The 20,440-nt window shown below is 37.8% G+C and carries 18 protein-coding genes; 12 read left to right on the forward strand and 6 right to left on the reverse strand.

Annotation, left to right across the window (positions count from 1 at the left end):
• Nucleotides 1-137 precede the first annotated feature (137 nt).
• Both NYQ66_RS21035 and NYQ66_RS21040 read right to left on the reverse strand, forming a co-directional pair.
• Nucleotides 138-1,736, reverse strand: coding sequence for an SAM-dependent methyltransferase (locus NYQ66_RS21035; protein ID WP_259872382.1), 1,599 nt, complete (start codon nt 1,734-1,736; stop codon nt 138-140).
• A gap of 54 nt (nt 1,737-1,790) precedes the next feature.
• Entirely contained in the window at nt 1,791-2,126 is a 336-nt protein-coding gene (locus tag NYQ66_RS21040; RefSeq protein WP_259872384.1) for a winged helix-turn-helix transcriptional regulator, read from the reverse strand.
• 148 nt (nt 2,127-2,274) lie between these two features.
• Between NYQ66_RS21040 and NYQ66_RS21045 the strand changes: the two genes are divergently transcribed.
• The 7 genes from NYQ66_RS21045 to NYQ66_RS21075 all read left to right on the forward strand — a co-directional run bounded on the left by NYQ66_RS21045 (nt 2,275) and on the right by NYQ66_RS21075 (nt 9,197).
• Entirely contained in the window at nt 2,275-3,096 is an 822-nt protein-coding gene (locus NYQ66_RS21045; protein WP_259872385.1) for a VOC family protein, read from the forward strand.
• 508 nt (nt 3,097-3,604) lie between these two features.
• Entirely contained in the window at nt 3,605-5,494 is a 1,890-nt protein-coding gene (locus NYQ66_RS21050; protein WP_259872387.1) for an ABC-F family ATP-binding cassette domain-containing protein, read from the forward strand.
• Between the two features lie 84 nt (nt 5,495-5,578).
• Nucleotides 5,579-6,820: an aminopeptidase gene (locus tag NYQ66_RS21055; RefSeq protein WP_259872389.1), complete on the forward strand. Its 1,242-nt coding sequence runs from the start codon at nt 5,579-5,581 to the stop codon at nt 6,818-6,820.
• Nucleotides 6,821-6,939: 119 nt separating this feature from the next.
• Nucleotides 6,940-7,098, forward strand: a complete 159-nt coding sequence (locus tag NYQ66_RS21060; RefSeq protein ID WP_259872390.1) for a hypothetical protein — start codon at nt 6,940-6,942, stop codon at nt 7,096-7,098.
• Nucleotides 7,099-7,193: 95 nt separating this feature from the next.
• Nucleotides 7,194-7,727 (forward strand): DUF4269 domain-containing protein, encoded by a 534-nt coding sequence (locus NYQ66_RS21065; protein WP_259872391.1) that lies wholly within the window; start codon nt 7,194-7,196, stop codon nt 7,725-7,727.
• 16 nt (nt 7,728-7,743) lie between these two features.
• The gene (locus NYQ66_RS21070) at nt 7,744-8,550 is read left to right on the forward strand and encodes a GNAT family N-acetyltransferase (protein ID WP_259872497.1); all 807 of its coding nucleotides are present in this window, start codon (nt 7,744-7,746) and stop codon (nt 8,548-8,550) included.
• 32 nt (nt 8,551-8,582) lie between these two features.
• A complete protein-coding gene (locus tag NYQ66_RS21075) occupies nt 8,583-9,197 on the forward strand; it encodes a hypothetical protein (RefSeq protein ID WP_259872394.1) in 615 nt (204 codons plus the stop codon).
• 52 nt (nt 9,198-9,249) lie between these two features.
• Here the strand turns inward: NYQ66_RS21075 and recQ are convergent, their stop codons facing one another.
• The 3 genes from recQ to NYQ66_RS21090 form a co-directional block, all read right to left on the reverse strand.
• Nucleotides 9,250-11,406: a DNA helicase RecQ gene (recQ, locus tag NYQ66_RS21080; RefSeq protein ID WP_259872395.1), complete on the reverse strand. Its 2,157-nt coding sequence runs from the start codon at nt 11,404-11,406 to the stop codon at nt 9,250-9,252.
• A 732-nt stretch (nt 11,407-12,138) separates the two neighbouring features.
• Entirely contained in the window at nt 12,139-13,416 is a 1,278-nt protein-coding gene (gene brnQ, locus NYQ66_RS21085; RefSeq protein WP_259872396.1) for a branched-chain amino acid transport system II carrier protein, read from the reverse strand.
• Nucleotides 13,417-13,610: 194 nt separating this feature from the next.
• On the reverse strand, nt 13,611-13,802 hold the full coding sequence (locus tag NYQ66_RS21090) for an SE1832 family protein (protein ID WP_311202045.1): 192 nt from the start codon (nt 13,800-13,802) through the stop codon (nt 13,611-13,613).
• Nucleotides 13,803-14,195: 393 nt separating this feature from the next.
• On the opposite strand from NYQ66_RS21090, the gene NYQ66_RS21095 reads away from it, so the two are divergent.
• From NYQ66_RS21095 to NYQ66_RS21105, 3 genes are all read left to right on the forward strand, one after another.
• A complete protein-coding gene (locus NYQ66_RS21095; RefSeq protein ID WP_259872398.1) occupies nt 14,196-14,762 on the forward strand; it encodes a TRAP transporter small permease in 567 nt (188 codons plus the stop codon).
• Nucleotides 14,763-14,798: 36 nt separating this feature from the next.
• On the forward strand, nt 14,799-16,070 hold the full coding sequence (locus tag NYQ66_RS21100; protein ID WP_259872399.1) for a TRAP transporter large permease: 1,272 nt from the start codon (nt 14,799-14,801) through the stop codon (nt 16,068-16,070).
• Nucleotides 16,071-16,153: 83 nt separating this feature from the next.
• Nucleotides 16,154-17,191 (forward strand): DctP family TRAP transporter solute-binding subunit, encoded by a 1,038-nt coding sequence (locus NYQ66_RS21105; RefSeq protein WP_407652138.1) that lies wholly within the window; start codon nt 16,154-16,156, stop codon nt 17,189-17,191.
• 364 nt (nt 17,192-17,555) lie between these two features.
• On the opposite strand, the gene NYQ66_RS21110 is transcribed toward NYQ66_RS21105, so the two are convergent.
• Nucleotides 17,556-18,638 (reverse strand): AI-2E family transporter, encoded by a 1,083-nt coding sequence (locus NYQ66_RS21110; RefSeq protein WP_259872400.1) that lies wholly within the window; start codon nt 18,636-18,638, stop codon nt 17,556-17,558.
• Between the two features lie 437 nt (nt 18,639-19,075).
• Here NYQ66_RS21110 and NYQ66_RS21115 point away from each other — a divergent pair, with 437 nt between their 5' ends.
• The gene (locus NYQ66_RS21115; protein WP_259872405.1) at nt 19,076-19,840 is read left to right on the forward strand and encodes a TerC family protein; all 765 of its coding nucleotides are present in this window, start codon (nt 19,076-19,078) and stop codon (nt 19,838-19,840) included.
• 117 nt (nt 19,841-19,957) lie between these two features.
• A complete protein-coding gene (locus NYQ66_RS21120) occupies nt 19,958-20,404 on the forward strand; it encodes an OsmC family protein (protein WP_259872407.1) in 447 nt (148 codons plus the stop codon).
• Nucleotides 20,405-20,440: the final 36 nt, after the last annotated feature.

The following is a 20,440-nucleotide window of genomic DNA, read 5'->3' on the forward strand; positions in this document are numbered from 1 at the left end:
TTTTAAAACATGATTTTTCATAGAGCGTCTACAATTGGTGATATGTATTAATAGAGAAGCAAAGAATCATATAGAACTAGACAAAAGGCTAAATGGGATACTAATGTCATTCAGCCTTTTGGAACTTGAAAAAAATTTTAACCACGCATCAATAAATCGGTAAATATTAGATTAAGTTCAACAACCGCTTTAGTGTGATCTTTCTCTGTCTGATGGATATGTTTTATTCTAATCTGTTGATACAATTCTCTAATAGCGTTTTTTATATCAGAGGGAATCATGTCTAAATCAACAACCTCAGACTGATTTAAATCATTTGGTTCAAATTTCTTCAGACCCTTCCCATATTCTCGATGATATTGCTCAAGTAAGCTTTGGCAAATATCCGTCATGAAAAACGCCATAAGTACTTCAAGATCATCACGATATTGAGGATGTACAAAAATGCAGTGGAAAGCAGTTAAATTCCGCACATTTGCCTCATTTCGAATAAACTTTACTTTCCCGCGACTAAATACATTTACCAAGATGTCAGCAGGATTTCTCTTTTCATTTTTGTACCATGGCCTACGTTTTTTTGTTAAGAAACGCTCATGGTATCCTTGCTGTTCCCCGTGTTGAATGTATGTGTGAACATGGGGATCATCTGCATCCTCTTTTTTTATATCAAGCAAGTAAATCGGGGCATTCATTTGTACTAATTCCTCAAAATCATCTTGTGTGAAAAAATGTTTCGCAAGTTGATGTGATTTTGTTACACAAGGCGATACATATTTTTGATCGATATGCCATGTTTCAAGATCAGCTTCTGTTAAACAAAAAAAGTGATTGGCTCCCGTTGCAATTCCGCGGCTTACTTTGGCGAAGGTAGACAATGGTTTCGTGTTTTTATAGATGGTATTTCCTTGTGTTTGGTAATACATACGCCATTTTTTATTGGGTTTTATTTGAATAGATGGAATACTAGTTCCGATCGGTTTATTCTCGTAGTAGTTAATCAGGTGCTGTTTTAGTATAGGTAGTTCCGTTTGATTGGTTAGATGAACAAACTCGGTTTCCTCCACTTGCTTGGCATTGTCAAAGAAAAATAACGCGGAGGTTGTTACTGCGTCATCAAACCAATTTAAATGGAAGTCTGCAATCACTACAAGGTGTAGGTTTGCTTTCTTTAACATATATTCTTTTATAATCTCACCATAATCTGCATGTAAAAAGTCAGAAGGAATAATAAAAGCAGCCCGACCTTTTTCACTTAGCTGGTGCAATGCTTTGATTAGGAAAAAGGCATACAGATTAGTTGCACCGGATAGCTTTAACCCAAGTTTGTCCTGAAATAAATTAAGGTACTTCTGTTTGTCTTTAAATTCTCTAAATCGAATATAGGGAGGATTGCATACAATACCGTCATATTGTTTGTTCCAGTCACTAGTAAGATAGTCTTTGTGGATTAAGTTTAGGGAAGAATGATCACTTAATGCGTCTTCGGCAAATTGAAGTAGCTCCTCGTCGATATCATAGCCATCAACAGGTAATACATGTGGAAGAGGGGATACTAAAGAACCGTACCCGATCGCAGGGTCTAACACATTTGTTATGGGAGAAGATGTAGTGGTGAGCCATAATCCGAGAATTTCTGAAATAAAAGAAGGTGTGAAGAATTGCCCTTTTTGTTTTCGGTCCATGATTGATTTTTGTTTTAATACTTGTTGTTCTAGTTCAGACAGAAAATTGTCCATATTGTAGCCCACCTTCTAAAATGAAAAGACCGCTCACTTTTTGTTCAGGAGCGGTTACGGTTTCGTGTTTTCATCTTCCAATTCTTGTTCCGTTATCCAACCTTCTGACCATGTTTGTATTTCCTTGATCACAGGTTCTAATGCTCGGCCTTTATCTGTTAATATATATTCAATTCGAACAGGAAATTCGGAGTAAACTCTACGTTCGATTATTTCTTCTTTTTCTAGCATTTTCAAACGCTCTGATAATAATCTACCACTCACTGGCAATTCTGATTCCATTTCAGAGAAGCGTTTCGAGCCCTCAAGCAGTTCAAATAAAATCAAACCAACCCAGCGCTTACTAAAAAGCTGCATGGCCTTCTCAAATCGCGGACACAACTCTTTCATTTCGCATTCACCCCTCTTTTCTATCTTATCATACCTTATCGTTTAGGAAGGTAGAAATTCTTTGTTATAATAGAATTACGAAATTACACTAACTTACTTAAAGTAAGTAATAATAAAATTTTATCATAAAAGAAGGGGTTAAGTAAATATGACGGCATATAAGTTGGAGCAGTTTCAGATTAATCACATTGACCTAGTTATATCTAACTTGGAAAAATCGATTGCATTTTATACAGATATCTTGGGTTTTTCTCTGTTAAAGAAATCAGATAAAGAAGCGGATTTAGGCATAAAGGATGGACACGTTCTTGTTCATCTGATCGAAAATAGCAACGCATTGCCACCATCTAAACAGTACACGGGGCTCTATCACTATGCAATTTTACTCCCTAGTCGCGGACACCTTGCTTCCTTTCTCAAACATATGATAGAAACAGGCTATCCTTTAGTCGGTGCATCTGACCACCTAGTAAGCGAAGCGATTTATTTACAGGATCCAGATGACATCGGAATTGAAGTCTATGTCGACCGTCCTAAGGAGAGTTGGCGTTATCAAGGTGATCAAATTGAGATGGCCACCATTCCATTAAATGTCGATGATCTTATGAAGCATTATCAAGAAAAGTGGACGTCATTCCCTAGCGGCACCATGATCGGTCACTTGCATTTTTATGTGAACAGTGTAAAGAAAGCCAATGCGTTCTACATCGACAAGCTTGGACTGTCATCTATGCTTTCGTTTGGGGAACAAGTATCATTTGTATCTGCAGAAGGATATCACCACCACCTAGGTTTAAACACATGGCGAGGGACCAACACGGAGCCTCCGGCGGGTGACGTAATTGGATTAACTAAAGCCCACATAACAGTGAGTGACAATGATGCAGAGTATCTAGTGGAAGAAGACCTGCTAGACCAAAACAACAATGAAATTACAGATCCATTTGGAGTGAAGTACAAAGTTAATTAGTTCGCATTGGACAGAGGGGTTTGATACTTGTTTAGATTGGTATTAAAAAGGTGTGTAATCTGACGGTAGATGAGACACACCTTTTTCCTGTGGTTTGAGTTTTGAACGAAGTCTATTAGGTCGCATAGATCTATGGGGTTTATGGGGGGATTTTGGTTTTGCTCTAATACTTTATTTGAAACAGGAGTCTGCTCAGCCTCTTTTGACAGTTCAATCGTGATCTGGGAGTCTTATCTGTCAAAACCGCATCTTATTTGGCAGTTCAATCGTGATTCGGAAGTCTTAACTGTCAAAACTGCATCTTATTTGGCAGTTCAATCTTGATCCGAGGGTTTAATCAGTATAGTCATATACTTCAAATCCAACAGTTTCACCCTTCCCAAGAATACCTAACGCGCTAATCCTTTCTCCCCACAAATTCAAACAAAACCTACCACATAGTTTTCAACTCCCCTCCATTTGCTTTATACTATGAAGGGAGCAAGAGCCAAAGCGAAAGGTGAAGCATATGACTATTTTATCTGTAGAAAATTTATATAAATCGTATGGAGAGAAAGTGCTTTTTGATTCCATTACGTTTAGCATTACTGCTAAAGAAAGAATTGGGTTAATAGGTGTAAATGGTACCGGCAAATCTACGTTGCTTAAAGTACTTGCTGGCATCGAGTCATCAGAAGCAGGGACGATCAAGCATGCCAATGATTTCCGAGTGGAGTATTTGAGCCAAGAGCCTGAACTAGACCACAACCTGACTGTTTTTGAGCAAATTTATTATGGCGACTCCCCGATTATGGTAGCCATGCGTAATTATGAACGAACATTAATGGAGCTTGAGCAAAGCCCAGAAGATCCTTCTATACAAAAAAAGCAATTAGCAGCACAACAACAAATGGACCAGCTCGAAGCATGGGATGCGAATACCACTGCAAAAACGATTCTGACCAGATTAGGGGTTACGTCTTTTGACAAAATAGCTGGTGAATTATCAGGTGGTCAGAAAAAACGCGTGGCTATTGCACGTGCACTAATTCAGCCAGCAGACTTATTGATTTTAGATGAGCCAACAAACCATTTAGATAATCAAACGATTGATTGGTTAGAAAGTTACATACCACAATACAAGGGTTCGATTATCCTTGTAACGCACGATCGATATTTTCTAAATCGAATTACGAATAAAATCTATGAACTAGATAAAGGAAATCTATATCAATATGAAGGCAATTATGAAACATTTTTGGAGAAAAAAGCAGAGCGAGAAGAATTAGAAATACAAAATGAACAGAAGCACAAAAACACGTTAAAAAGAGAATTAGAATGGCTAAGACGTGGTGCTAAAGCAAGAACAACAAAGCAAAAAGCTAGAATCGAACGTGCGGAACAATTAAAAGAGAAAACGTTTGATACCGTTAAGCAAGATCTTGATTTCCAGATTGGTTCCACGCGCTTAGGTAATAAAGTAATAGAATTAGAAGGAATCGGAAAATCCTTTCAAGGCACATCGTTAATCAAAGACTTTAGTTTTCTAATCACACCAAACGACCGAATTGGGATTATCGGGCCAAATGGTAGTGGTAAATCTACTTTACTGAATATCATGGCGGAGCGTATTCAGCCAGATACAGGGACTTTAGATAAAGGTGAAACGGTTAAAATTGGGTACTACACACAGGATCACTCGGAAATGGATGAGGACTTAAAAATCATCGATTACATTCGAGAAGAAGCGGAAGTCGTTCATACCGCAAAAGGAGACGTTATTACAGCAGAGCAAATGCTCGAAAGATTTCTGTTTCCGAGGTCGCAGCAATGGACCTACATCCGTAAACTTTCCGGTGGGGAAAGAAGAAGGTTATATCTTTTACGCGTGTTAATGGGTGAACCAAACGTACTATTTTTAGATGAGCCGACAAATGACCTTGATACACAAACATTGGGTGTATTAGAGGATTATTTAGATCAATTCCCGGGCGTGGTAATTACCGTTTCCCACGATCGTTATTTCCTTGACCGCGTAGTAGATCAGTTAATAGCATTCGAACACGGGCAGATCAAACCGTTTTATGGAAATTACTCGGAATATTTAGAGCAAGTTGTTTTACCAGAAAAACAAGAACAAAGTAAAGCATCGAAAAAGCAAGCGGAACAGGCAAAACCTAAACGCAAAAAACTATCCTATAAAGATCAAAAAGATTGGGAAACGATTGAAGATACGATTACTGCATTAGAACAAAAATTAGAGAACATGGAACAACTTATTGCAGATGCCGGAAGTGATCTAGGAAAAGTGACAGACTTATACAAAGAGCAGAGCCAAGTCGAGCAAGAGTTAGAAGCTGCGATGGAACGATGGACGGAACTATCCTTATTGGTAGAAGAAATAGAAAATAGTAAATAAAAGGTAAAAATATTTTGTTAATTGTACACATTATGGAATAATAAACAAGAGAGAAAAAAGTGATACATAATTGGAGGGAATGTCATGGCAGAGAAGCAAATGTTAGAAAAGTATGCAGAGTTAGCTTTGCGTACGGGAATTAATTTACAGGAAGGTCAACCTTTAATCATTAACTCATCAATTGAAGGTGCGGACTTTACTAGAATCGTTGTAAAAAAAGCATATGAACTTGGTGCGAAAAATGTACATGTCGTATGGAGTGATGATGCGCTTACGTTATTAAAGTACCAAAACGTATCGGATGAAGTACTAACAAATATCCCTGAATGGCAAATAGAACAATATCTAAGCTTTGCCAAAGAAGGTGCAGGACTTCTTTCCATCCGCGCTACAAACCCTGACTTACTGAAAGATGTGGACCCGAGCAAGGTTGCTAAAGCAACAAAAGCTAGTGCAGAAGCGATGAAGGAATTAAGAAAATACACAATGAACGATCGAATTCCTTGGTCAATCGTTTCGATTCCATTGAAAGATTGGTCGAAAAAGATCTTCCCAGACAAAACAGAGGAAGAAGCAATCGAAGCCCATTGGGAGCAAATATTTAAGATTGTCCGTGTTGATAAAGAAGATCCAGTTGCAGCATGGGATGAGCATAACGCTATCTTAAAAAATGCTAGAGAATTCTTAAATAAAAAGAACTACAAAAAGCTTGTATTTAAAGCACCTGGCACAGATATCGAATTTGAATTACCACAAGGTCATATTTGGAAAGGCGGCGCAGCGAAAACAGAAGCGGGCCGTGACTTTAATCCAAACATGCCAACGGAAGAAGTATTCACAATGCCACACAAATATGGTGTAAATGGTACAGTTGCAAGCACGAAACCATTAATCTATGGTGGTAATGTAATCGACAACTTTAGCCTTACGTTTAAAGATGGAAAAGTAGTTGATTTTAAAGCAGAGCAAGGCTATGACACATTAAAACATTTATTAGATACAGATGAAGGAGCACGTCGTTTAGGAGAATTAGCGCTTGTTCCGCATGAATCACCAGTATCGCAGTCAGGGTTAATTTTTTATAACACGTTATATGATGAAAATGCATCTTGTCATATTGCTTTAGGGAAAGCATACCCAACCAACATGGAAGGTGGTTCTTCGATGAATGAAGAAGAACTAGACAAACACGGCGTAAACGATAGTTTAACACATGTGGACTTCATGATTGGTTCAGCAGACCTAGATATTGACGGTGTAACAGAAGACGGTAAATCAGAAGCAGTATTCCGCAAAGGCACATGGACACTAGACTTCACCAAATAAGTTTACACACCTTACACAAGGGTATCGATTAATAAGGAAACACGGGGACGGTTCTCCTGTTTCCGTTGGAAACGGTAGAACCGTCCCCATGTTTCCAACCTATATAAAGGGGAGATACCGTGGTTCAGCGAGATTCGGAGCTAGTTGGCTATCAATCGAACCTTAATGATATTGGGAAGTGTCACAATTGTGGCATGGTGTTAAAGACGAAGCAGGAAAAAGAAATGCAGCTTTGTCAGGATTGCCAAGAGAGACATAAGGATGTAGAAGAAATATAAAAGACTGACACGTGAATTCAGAAAAGGGTTCACGTGTTTTTTGTGGAATAAAAGTAGGAAGAACCATAAGGTGAAGGTAGTGAGGAAAAAGATATATGTTTGATCCTATTTATCAATTAAAACATGGAAACGAGCAACAGAAGTGTGCATATAGGGCAATATCAGAATTAGAGATTATGGAAAACTTGTCTGAATTTCAACCAATGTTATGCGGCACATTCCCTCTAGACATAGCGGTTGGTGGTTCTGATTTGGATATCATTATGGAAGTGCACGACTTTGATCAGTTTGAAACAAAAGTGATTCGCTTGTATCGGGGAATGGAAGGTTTTTCGCGTAAACGGAACATCATCAGAAATGTTCCGATTGTGAAAGCAAACTTTGTTTTTGGGGGATTCGAATTTGAGTTGTTCGGCCAGCCTCAACCCACCAAAAAGCAGAACGCATACTTACATATGATAGTAGAGTACCATTTAATACAAGCTGATCCTTCTATAAAAGGGAATATTCTCATGTTAAAGGAACAAGGCTATAAGACAGAACCTGCGTTTTGCAAGGTACTCGGACTAGATGGAGATCCTTATGGAGCGTTAATCGAATTTGGAAAAACAAAAAACTATATTGAATAAAAACAGAGGTGTCGATATGGGAATCGTTGTTACTAGAGAGCTGGCGGAAAAATTCGAGAAATCAGAAATAGACGCTTTACGTTCAAGGCTTACAGAAATGCAAAGAATTAGTTGGAATCCAATGGATGTGGAGATTCAATCATTTGGGAGTGCGACTGCTTTTTCGGTTAAACATATACCAGGACCTAGCTTCAATACTGTAAAAGGGTTAAAAGCAGGGGGTGAATCGCAAATCAGAAAGATTATCGAATTTTATAAACAAAAAGAAATACCAGTTCGTTTTGAATTAACCCCGGCACACACATCACCAGATTTACTAACCTATCTTAGTGAAAGGGGGTTCTACCAACAAGACTTCCATACAACTTTATATTCAGAACCACCTCAATTAACAGCAAAGAATGAAAGTGGAATAACGATTCGGAGGCTGCAAATAGAGGAATTTGGCGTGTTTGCTGATATCTATGTCCAAGGTTTTGGGATGCCATCTTTCTTAAAAGATGGAGTAGCTCAAAATAATCAAATCCTTTACGACAATAAACATTGGGCCTTTTATCTTGCATGTTATCAAAATGTGCCGGCTGGAATAGGTGTTTTATACATCAAAGATAAAATAGCAACACTTGCTGCAGCAGCAACCATCCCTACTCTAAGAAAAAAAGGTATTCAAAGTGCCTTGATTGCATATCGCATGGACCAAGCGCTTCAACAAGGTTGCGAATTAATCGTTGGGCAAGCGAAGTTTGGTTCCGTCAGTCAAAATAATATGGAAAGGGCAGGCTTTAAAATTGCTTATACGAAGGCAATCTGGGTACAAAAATAAGTGGCCCTTTCTTGTGGGGAAGGAGAGATATTTTGAGACAGTATTATAGATCAATAGTTATGATTATTTGTGTCTTAATTAGTGTCGGATGTTCTAGTCAGGAAAGTAAGTCACCTACCATTTCGATAAACGCAGAATCAGAATATGTAAACACTTTTGAAAAATTAGATTTAGGCCTAATATTCGATTTTGATTTTCATTTGCCTAATGCTGATCAAACCTGGGTAACGCTTTGGGTGGAGAAATATAGCGAAGGCAAAAAAGATACAGAACCTGTAGCCATATTATCGTATGGCAATAGTCCTTCAGAAGTTGAGGAAGGTCTATTAGGATTTGGTATGTTAAACCAAAACACTGATGATACAGCAATTTTCCTGTATGGACCTGGAGTAAGCATTGAGCCTAGAAATATTGATTTGTTACCCGAATCTAACCTCATGAGTTCCTGGGATTATGCACTTCAGGATGATGAAAAACTTGAATTACAGTTAGGTGAAACAAAAATATTAGCTTCTTACCGGGAAACGCAGGGGAATGGTATGAGCACCATTAGTCTGAGTAGTGAGGAAGAAGTTGAAAAATTAATTCAAGATAACGATTTGGTACTTTTGCTTAAAATTAAGGTAGAGGAAAGATTAGCAGATTAATATAAAGACAAAGAAAGCAGGAGCTATGTCTAAAAAGCTCCTGCTGTTTCCATCATTTCAAAAACCCATGCTTCACCAAGACTGCCTTAATCATCGTATAATCATATCCATCAGGCAATGCTTCTTTCAAGGCTTTCAACCTTGGTTCTTCAAGGCTCTCTCTTGCTTCTAAAATAGCTACTTCTTGTTCCTCATCAAAAAATTCATTCCAATCAAGTTCCATGCCGTTTTGGTAAGCTTGGAAAATATGATTGGTAACCGTTTGCTCGGTTAATTCTCTTTCTGAGGCAATCTTTTTAAAAGAAGAACCATTTTTATACATGTCATAGCTTACTTGATAACTAGGTTGGTCTCCCGTATGTTGTTTCGCTTTTTTCTTCTTGAGCGGTTCTTGTTTCAACATCGTAGGCTGTGTTTGCTTTTCTACATCATGCTCTTTTGTCCATTCGATAATTACTTCTAAAAAAGCTTCCCCATACTGGTCATATTTCCGCTCACCAACGCCCTTGATGTCCAACATTTCCTCTTTTGTTTCTGGGAAGAAACGACACATCTCTTTCAAGGTTGCGTCTGAGAAAAGTACATATGGTGGCACTTTCTCTTGATCGGCGATTTGTTTACGAAGTTGCCTTAGCGATTCAAACAGTTCTTGTTCATAATCAGTCTCTTCCGTTTGCTTCACGGTACTCGTTTGCATCCAAATCTGCCTTTGTCCTTTTAAGACTGACTCTGCTTCCTTCGTCAACTGCAAGATTGGATATTTGGAATCGCCAACCGTTAGTACGTCCTCGGCAACTAAGAAATGTATGAAATTAGTAAGGTCTTTTTCCGTGTAACCGGACATCAATCCATACGTAGATAGTTGGTCAAAACGAAACTGTTTAATTTTTTTATCATTGGAACCTTTTAATACTTTTGCAACAAGGCCGGCGCCAAAACGTTCATCCATGCGCTTCACACAGGATAAGACCATTTGTGCTTCTCTTGTCATATCCTCACGTTCATGCGCATGAAGACAATTCGTACATTTACCACAGTCTGATACATCCGCCTTGTCATTAAAATAATCTAGGATATACGTTTGTAAGCAATTATGCGTATGGCAATAGTTGATCATGGCTTGTAGCTTTTTATATTCATTTACTTTTTTCTCTTCATCCATCAAAGACTGATCAATTAAAAACTTCTGCATTTGGATATCTTGTCCACCAAAAAGCAAGATACAATCACTTGGCTCTCCGTCACGTCCAGCACGCCCAGCCTCTTGGTAATACGATTCAATATTCATTGGTAAGGCATAATGGAGCACATAGCGTACGTTTGATTTATCGATTCCCATTCCAAACGCGTTCGTTGCAACCATTACCGTTGATTCATCTTGGATAAATGCGTTTTGAGCATCCTTACGATCTTGTTCCGACAAGCCTGCATGATATTTTGCAACCGACAATCCTTGGTCGCTTAATAGATCATACACCTTCTCCACTTGCTTTCTTGTCGTTGCATAAATGATTCCAGATTCCTGTTTTCGATCTTTAATATAGCGTGTAACAAAAGTGTTTTTATCTTTTCCTTTTACAACGTGAAAAGCTAAGTTTGATCTTGCAAAACCAGTATTAACAACATGATCAGACTCAACATGAAGCAACTGCTGAATGTCACGAATAACATCCTCGGTTGCAGTAGCCGTTAACGCCATAATGACGGGTAATTCTTCCAGTCTGGATAAGGCTGGGACAACCGATCGATAACTAGGCCTGAAATCATGGCCCCATTGAGAAATACAGTGCGCTTCATCAAAAGCAATTAATGATAGTTTTACACTTGCTAATGTTTCTAAAAAAGAAGCAGTTTCAAATCGCTCTGGGGCAACGTAAACAAATTTATAGCGTCCCTCACGTAATGCTTGCATCCGTTCACGTTGTTCATTTGCACGCAGGGAACTATTGATATAAGTAGCCGAAATACCGAGGGAGGTTAATGCATCCACTTGATCCTTCATTAAAGAGATTAGCGGTGAGATAATCACAGCAGTTCCATCTAATGTTAAACCGGGAATCTGGTAGCAAAGTGATTTCCCTCCACCAGTTGGCATAATCGCAACCGTGTCTTGTTGATGTAAAACGTGCTGAATGACCTCCTGTTGACCCGGTCGAAAAGTATCAAATCCATAGTATTCTTTTAATAATTGCTGTGCCTGTTCTATCATATACTCATTCCTTTACCTGTTAATAAGGACAAGAAAAATTCAATTAAACTATCTCTTATCCTATCATTTTTTTTATTGCATTTGTAAAGAAGTAATTGGTAGGTTATCGATTGAAAAAACATGCGATAGCTTTTTTGCAATTCAAGAAGCGTATTTGATGGGAAATCTGTCTTAATAGCCACTTGCTGAGTTTTCACCTGAATACTAGAAGGATCCAGAAATTGAACGGACATTTTTTCCGCTATTTTAGTAATTTCTTAGTCATTTAGCATTTTGGCGGACATTTTTTCCGTTATTCCATAGAAAACGTAAGAAAGTTGCTTCAGTATGAAGAAATAGCGGAAAAAATGTCCTTTAGAAATATTAAAATGATAGTTTTAGTGAAAATAACGGAAAAAATGTCCGCTCATAATCATTGTTGCTAGTTTCTGATTATTAATTCACGCTACAGTCTATAGAAACTCTTCCACATAACAATAATCTCTAAGAAAACAGCCTCAACAAAATGACAAGTCACGTAAATAGTTGGATTATTTTTTAATAACGATATGAATAGGAATAAGAAGAAAGGGGGTGCTCATGTGTTTTGGGTATTTGGAACGATAGTCGGTGCCCTGCTATGTTTTGGATATATGGCAGATTTGAGGAAAAGAAAGGGGAGAACATAGATGGAATGAATCTGACCTAAAAGGAAGAGAGCCTTTCCCTTTAAGTCAGTTACTTTTCCCCAAGCTAGTAACGCAGTCCTGTCGTGTGTATCAATTTGCCTATCCCCCACCCAATGAGTGCAGGTGCAATCCAACTTAATCCAATCGATTGAAAAGGAAGAATTGTGTAAATTGAATCCAAAAAGTCGAACTTAATATTTGCTGCGGAGAAACCATCATACACACTAACAATTGAAGTCATCCCAACAACAAACCGGTGAACGATCGATGGCTGATTAAGAAAAGCCAATAGAATAAGTACGATAGCTATTGGATAGATCGCGACCAGTACAGGAATAGAGATGGAAATGATCTGACTTAATCCTAAATTAGCAATTAGAAAGCTGATTAAACTAACAAGTCCAATGACTGTTTTGTAGCTCAAAGAGGTTTTTCTTGTGAAAAACTGTCCGCAAGCAACAGTCAACCCAATAGATGTAGTTAAACAAGCTAAAAACACGATGATACCTAGTAGAATTTTTCCGAAGTCCCCAAAGGTCATAGCAGCTGCGCTTATTAAGATTTGTCCACCGTTGTCAAACGAACCAGCCGTAGCCATCTTTGAACCAATCCAACCGATAGAGCTGTACACTAGTGTAAGGCCTACACCAGCAACCAACCCGGCTTTTAGTGTAGATGCGACCATTACTTTTCGATCTCGAATGCCAGCTTCTTTTAAAGAAGTGATGACGATAAGTCCAAATGCAATTGCTCCAATTGCATCCATCGTTAAATAACCTTCTACAAACCCAACAAAGAACGCGTTTTGTTCGTATTTATCCATTGGAGCTTGTACATCTGAGGACAACATGAATAGTGCTCCAATGCTAAGCGCTGCAATCGCGATAACAAGAGCAGGGGTAAGCCATTGTCCAATTCGGTCTACTAATTTTGATGGATTAAGGCTTAAAAAGTACACAATTAGGAAGAAGATGATCGTAAAACCTAGGAGCAACATACGATGGTCTACCAGAGAAATTGGAGTGATACCCATTTCATAAGCTACATTTGCAGCACGGGGAATACCGAAAAAGGGACCAATAGCTAAATAGATTACAGATGAAAATAGGTAACCAAAAGAAGGATGGACACGACTTCCAAGATCAGTAGCTTCATTACTTAATGTACCAATGGCGGTTATTGCTAAAATTGGTAAACCTACACCAGTCACAATGAATCCTAACATAGCTGACCAAAAAGATGTTCCTGCTTCGATTCCAAGTGTAGGTGGGTAAATCAGGTTTCCGGCACCAAAAAATAAGGCAAAGAGCATAAAACCCGTGAAAAAAATATGTTTATTCAATGATGTTTCCTCCATAGATGTGTGATAGTTATTTTTTGATCTATATAGCAAGATAATGCTATCAATGAGGGATTTAGATGTCAATTAAATTTAAAAGAATTCATACAATTGTTAATTTTTACATCAATTTAATTGAGGTGTAGTGAAAAATTAAAGAAGGACCATCCACAATGATACGAATGGTCCTTCGAATATTAATCATCTAGTTGACTTAACTGTTTATTTACTTCAGATAGCTCTTCTTCTATTCTTTTTAATACCTTTTCACCATTGGCTGGATTTCCCCCAACAGATCCTAATTTCTCTAGATCGGCCTGAATTCTTACGTAATCAGACTTCAATTCACTTTTTTTGTGCTCTAACTCACTTCTATTCAAATCGATCATACTCCTTTTTATTGGTATGTAATGAGTATAATCATTTCTGGAATAATAATGCGAAACATAAGCACTTTATGGGCAAGTAAAACCTGAATGAAGGTGGGGGAAATAAAATAGTGTCGAATAAAAACAGTGTATCCTTCAAATGAAAATAAGCTATTTCCAGATCGAAAAGTAAAGGAAATGAATGGTTGAATATGCGAATTTGGAGTATCTATCCATAAAAAGGAGGATTTGAGCCTATATATAAATCTAGGCAACACATTTTGAAACAAGACAAAAATTTGTACAATAATTCCCAATTATCAGGGCATAGCCTGTTTGAGAAAACACGAACATTTCGATAACATTGAATTATCCGTAAAGTTTTTTCATCCTTACAAAGGAGGAAGCAAACCATTGAAAATCTTTTCAATAATCGACAAAGTCATCATGAAACTAGAAGAATTCATCTTAAGTTTTGCGGTGATTGTAATATCTGTAATGACAGTTAGTAATGTTATTGCGCGTGAAGTCTTCAATTCTAGTTTTTTCTCATTTAATTTAGAAGTAAGTAAGTTTGCAATTGTTATAGCGACATTTATGGGAATCGGATATGCGGCACGAAAGGGAAGGCATATTAGTATGTCTGCTTTTTACGACTTTGCATCTTTTAAAGTAAGAAAAATTATGATGATCTGCATTAACTTGATTACAGCCATAATCTTGTTAGTCCTAGCTTACTTTTCATTAGATTATGTTATATCGGAATATCAAACTGGTGCGGTAACACCATCATTGCAAATCCCACAGTATTTAATGGTTATATTTATCCCTATTGGTTTCTTAATGGGCGGTATTCAATTCTTAAGGAATATGTGGATAAATATTCGTGATAAAGACAATGTGTATATCGGAATAGATGCAGTAGACTATAACGATAAGAAAAATGAAGAGATAGCACAACAGGATTTAAATAATGTGTAACAAAAATTCCATATCCTACATAGAAAGGAAACTATTATGCTATTTACATTAATGGCCATTATGGTTGTTCTGTTATTACTGAACTTCCCAATGATGATTCCGCTAATCGCAGCTCCAGTAATCATTCTATTGATTTTCTTTCCTAGTTTAGGCCCAGACATACTCATGGACCAGCTATTAACTGGAATCGAATCACCAGTACTTTTATGTGTGCCAATGTTTATCTTTGCAGCTGATATTATGACCTCAGGTAGGACATCTAATCGCTTGTTGGATTTTATTGGTGCATTCGTAGGGCATATCCGTGGCGGGTACGCGGTAACAACTGCTGCTGCTTGTACACTGTTTGGTGCAATATCAGGTTCAACACAAGCAACGGTAGTAGCAATTGGTAGACCGATGCGTGAACGACTTTTAAAAGTCGGTTATAAAGACTCTAGTGCAATTGCTTTAATTATAAATTCTAGTGATGTAGCGTTATTAGTGCCACCAAGTATCGGTATGATCATCTACGCACTCGCGGCAGGATCTGGTGTATCTGTTGGTGATCTGTTTATCGCAGGTATTATACCTGGTCTTATCGTATTCTTGAGTTTTGCAATTTATAGCTATATCTATGCGCGGGTGAAAAACATCCCACTAGCAGACAGAGTAAATTGGGGAGACAGAGTTAGATTTCTTGGAAAAGCTATTCTACCTTTAGGCTTTCCAGTCCTCATCATTGGTGGTATTTATACAGGTGCATTTACACCAGTAGAAGCAGCTGGTATCTCTGTTCTATATGCCTTCATACTAGAATTTGTTATTTATAGATCGATTCATATAAAACAGTTACCTAAAATTGCATTATCTACTGGACTAGTAACCTCCGCAGTATTTGTGTTAGTGGCTGGCGGGCAAGCATTCACATGGGTGCTTGGTTATGCTAGAATTCCACAACAAATTACAGAAGCGGTTTTAGGAAATGATCCAAGTGCAACCTATGTGTTAATTATGGTAAGTATTTTCTTCTTTGTCGGATGTATGTTTGTCGATCCGATTGTCGTTATCTTAATTTTAACACCAATATTTGCACCGGCAGCAGCGAATGCTGGAGTCGATTTAATTCACTTAGGGATCATTGTTACATTCCAAGCAGCACTAGGTTCTGCGACACCACCATTTGGGGTAGACATATTTACCGCCAGTGCGGTGTTCAACAAATCCTATTTAGATGTTATTAGGGGAACTCCACCATTTATTATCATGTTGCTGATTATTGGTGCATTGTTAATCGCGTTCCCAAGTTTATCATTAATGCTTTTATAACACATGCTTTTAAGGATTATACAAACCTACATATAGGTTTGTAAGGTTCTTATTATAAATTTTTTAAAAATACTTAGGGGGTAATTATCATTTTAAACAAGAAATATTTATTTTCTCTAATTTCATTAATCGCATTAAGCTTATTACTAGCTGCATGTGGTGAAGAAGAAGGTACAACATGGAAGTTTATTACGGAAGAAGTAGACGGCCAGGTGCAATATGAATATGCAGAAGAGTTCGCAAATCGTATCTCAGATAAAACAGACGGTGAAGTTACGGTTGAGCCTTATGAATATGGTGGACTAGGTAGTGAGGTTGACCAAGTGCAATCGCTACAAGATGGTGCTGTTGAATTAGCTGTTATGTCACCAGGTTTCACAGGTAACATGGTTAAAGAAGGTCAAATTTTTGCACTACACTTCTTATTCCCAGACAGTGTAGAAACAACACAAGAAATTCTTAATACGAGTGAAGCATTAAATACAGATTTAAGAGAGCGTTATGAAGAACATGATATTACACCACTTTCTTTCTGGACAGAGGGTGCAATGCAGTGGACGAGTAACGCAGGTATCCAAGAGCCGGCTGACTTTGAAGGTTTAAAAATGCGTGTCCAAGAATCGCCGCTTATGATGGCTTCTTATGAAGCATATGGTGCTGCTCCACAGGCGCTAAGCTGGAGTGAACTATATACAGGTTTAGATCGTGGTACAGTTGAAGGTCAAGAAAACCCAATTTTCTTCATCTATGACGCTGCGTTCCATGAAGTACAAGACACAATGACTATATCTAACCACAATAACTATGTGGCAATGACTACAGTAAACACAGAATGGTACAATGATCTTTCTGACGAGTATAAAGAGATTGTTGACGAAACTGTAGCAGAAATGCAAGATTGGGTCTTCGAAGAGCAAAATACGCAAAACGAAGATTTCCTTACACAAATGCAAGAAGACACGGAACACCCTACTGAAATCATTGAGTTAACAGAAGAGCAACGTGCAGCATTCAGAGAAGCAGCACTTCCTGTACGTGACTTCTATGTTAATGAAGTTTCTGAAGTAGACGGTGCGATTTATAACAAGCTTCTTGAAGAAATTCAAGCAGCTACAGAATAATAGATTAATTTGAAAGCCCGAACCTATGTGTTCGGGCTTTTTTGTGTTTGTGCTAGGTCATGCGTGAATGAGCTTAACTACGGACAAAAAGTTGCCCCCAGAGGTGGTAAGAGTCCAAGGTGAGCTCAACTATGGACAAGAAAAAGGTCGAGATGTGGTAATAGTCCGAGGCTTTCCAACTACGGACAAGGTAAGAAAAGCCCTAGCCAAAAGTAAAATATGCACCTAAACAACAGACAAATGCGCCCTCCACACAAAGCGGAAACTATCCCATAACAACAAAATAGAAAATCTCCACCAAAAACCATAAAAAAAGCCGAATCAGCTTCCCAAGAAGCCAATCCGACTAATTAACAATCTTGATCTAAATGATGTCCTTTTCTCCATCGGGTTGCTTTTTACGCCATTCAAGATAAAAGTGAGAGACGATGGCTTTAGCAATTGCGTAGATCGGTATAATGAATAGTAACCCAATAAACCCAGCAATACTACCTGCAGCTAAAATCAAAGTAATGACGGTTAGTGGGTGGATCTGTAAGACCCGCCCCATTACGTTTGGCGAAATCAAATTACTCTCGATTTGTTGCGCAACGACCATTACTACAATCGCCCACACTGCAAGCATTGGGCTTTGGAAGAACCCGACGATAATTGCAGGAATAGCAGAAAGAAATGGTCCTAAGAAAGGAATGAAATTCAAAATGAAACCTGCTAAGGCTAGTGTTAGTGAAAATGGTAGTCCAATAATTAAATAACCAATGTATAACATAACGCCAACGCATAAACTAACAATAAATTGTCCTTGAATAAAAGACTCTAATGTATGATTGATGCTATCCATTAGACGACGGAAACTGTCAGCTTTTGGTTTGCTAAGAAATTTTGAAATAAAAGGTACTAACTTATCTGCATCTTTGAGCATAAAGAACAAAAAGAATGGGATAAGCAAAAATGAGAAAACAAATCCAAAGATTTGACCAAAGAAAGCAATCAGAAAACTAACCGCCTGTTCTATATATGTATCTAGATTACCAATAAATCCTTGAATGGTGTCATTAACCTGTGTCGGGATAATTGTATTGTCTTGTTGCCAATCATCAATCCATCCTTGAACAACTTTACTCCACTTTGGAACATTATCTATTAAACGACTAAATTGACTTTGAACAATTGGAGCAATAAAGTTGATGAATAAATATGCTACTAAAATGAGAAGTAAAAATACAATAAAGATACCAATGATTCTATGGATTTTATATCTTTCTAATAGTTTAACGATCGGATTCGTAACGTAAAATATAAAGCCTGCACCAATAAAAGGTACTGCAACTGCACCTACATATGCCCATATTGGATCGAAAATAAATCCTGTTAGAGAAATGAGGTAAAGTAAAGCAAAAATTAATATAGCAATCACTAGACCGCGAAATAGTTTACTATTCGACAACTTCAAACACAACCTTCACTCTATTTTATTCTATTATACAACTAGAATTAATAGGAAGCATACCCTAATTTTTCTATTAGTAGCATGTCCTTTCATAGATTGATATAAACATGGAAATATACTTTAAACATTATTTTGTTGACATATTTCCAATAAGTGCTATGATGATACATACATAAAGGGGAGTAGCTATACAATGAAAGTCGTCATTTCGAGAGTAATCTCCGGCTTCATTGGCAACTCTACGTTGTTTGCGAGACCTTTACCGTAAAGCGGTAAAGGTCTCTTTTTTTGTTGCTTTTTACCTGCTAAAAACAATTGTTGCGAAACTCTCTATATGTTCTATTTTTGATCTGAAAAAGTTACATAATTAAACCCTAATAAAGTCAATGATACAAAAGGGTATTCGTTTTCTAATCGACGAAGGAGTGATTGTGATGGATTTATTACTGGAATACGGGTGGGTATTACTTGTTCTAATAGGACTTGAAGGAATACTGGCTGCAGATAATGCGCTTGTTTTAGCAATTATGGTAAAACACCTACCAGATGAACAAAGAAAAAAGGCATTATTTTACGGGCTCGCAGGTGCGTTTGTATTACGTTTTGCCTCGTTATTCGTCATCTCTTTCTTGGTTGATGTATGGCAAGTGCAGGCGTTAGGTGCAGCATATTTATTATTTATATCGATTAAGCACTTATATGATAAAGTTAAATCCAAAGAGGACGATCATGCAGACACCGCTGTGAAGAAAGAAGGTAGCGGTTTTTGGATGACTGTCCTCAAGGTAGAATTGGCAGACCTTGCTTTTGCAGTAGATTCTATATTAGCGGCAGTTGCACTAGCCGTTGCACTACCAGCTACAGGCCTTCCGAATGTAGGTAGTTTAGATGGTGGACAGTTTGCCGTCATTTTCGCAGGCGGGATGATTGGTTTAATCATCATGCGTTTTGCAGCAAATGTATTTGTGAAATTACTACATGATCGTCCGGGATTAGAAATTGCAGCATTTGCCATTGTTGGTTGGGTTGGAATCAAGCTGGTCGTAAGTGTACTTGCACATGATGCACTACACATCTTACCGCATGATTTTGCGCACTCATTGGCATGGAAACTGACCTTCTATGTTGTCCTTGTAGGAATTGCAGTAGCAGGTTGGTTCTTATCGCCGAAGGGTGAAAAAGAAACACAGCATGGTTAAGCAGGAGCACTCATTTTCGAATGGGTGCTTTTCGCTATTGGAAAGGCATTTTCCTTTAAAGAAGTCCATTGGAAGCGTAAAATAAAATAAAGTACGTTTGGAAGGTGTGGGTGTTAAGTGGCTATACATCAATTTCATTTAAAAGCAGACTGGCCTGGAGGACGAAATAATGTCGGTTATATCGATGCAGGAAATTTAAAAACAGAGATTTCCATTCCACCTGAGATGGACGGTCCAGGCGTAGGCACCAATCCAGACGAAATGTTATTAGGTGCTGCAGCTACATGCTATATCATTACATTAGCAGCCATGATCGAAAGGGCAGAGCTACCTTTAGCATTCATGGACTTACAATCGATTGGTCTGGTTGATGTAACAAATGGTGTTTTTACTTATAAAAAGATCATTCATAAGCCAACGGTCATTTTAAGTGAGACAGCAACTGTAGAAGAATTAGAAAAAGCTAAAAAACTAGTAAAGAAAGCAGAAATGTCTTGTATGATTTCTCGAGCGATTCAAGGAAATGTAGAGCTTGAATTACAAGAAAATGTGTCTATTGGCTAAAGCTTTACATCAGAAAAATAGAAGGAGGATGAATAA

The organism is Aquibacillus koreensis (assembly GCF_025154055.1).
Classification (GTDB): Bacteria; Bacillota; Bacilli; order Bacillales; family Amphibacillaceae; genus Aquibacillus_C; species Aquibacillus_C koreensis.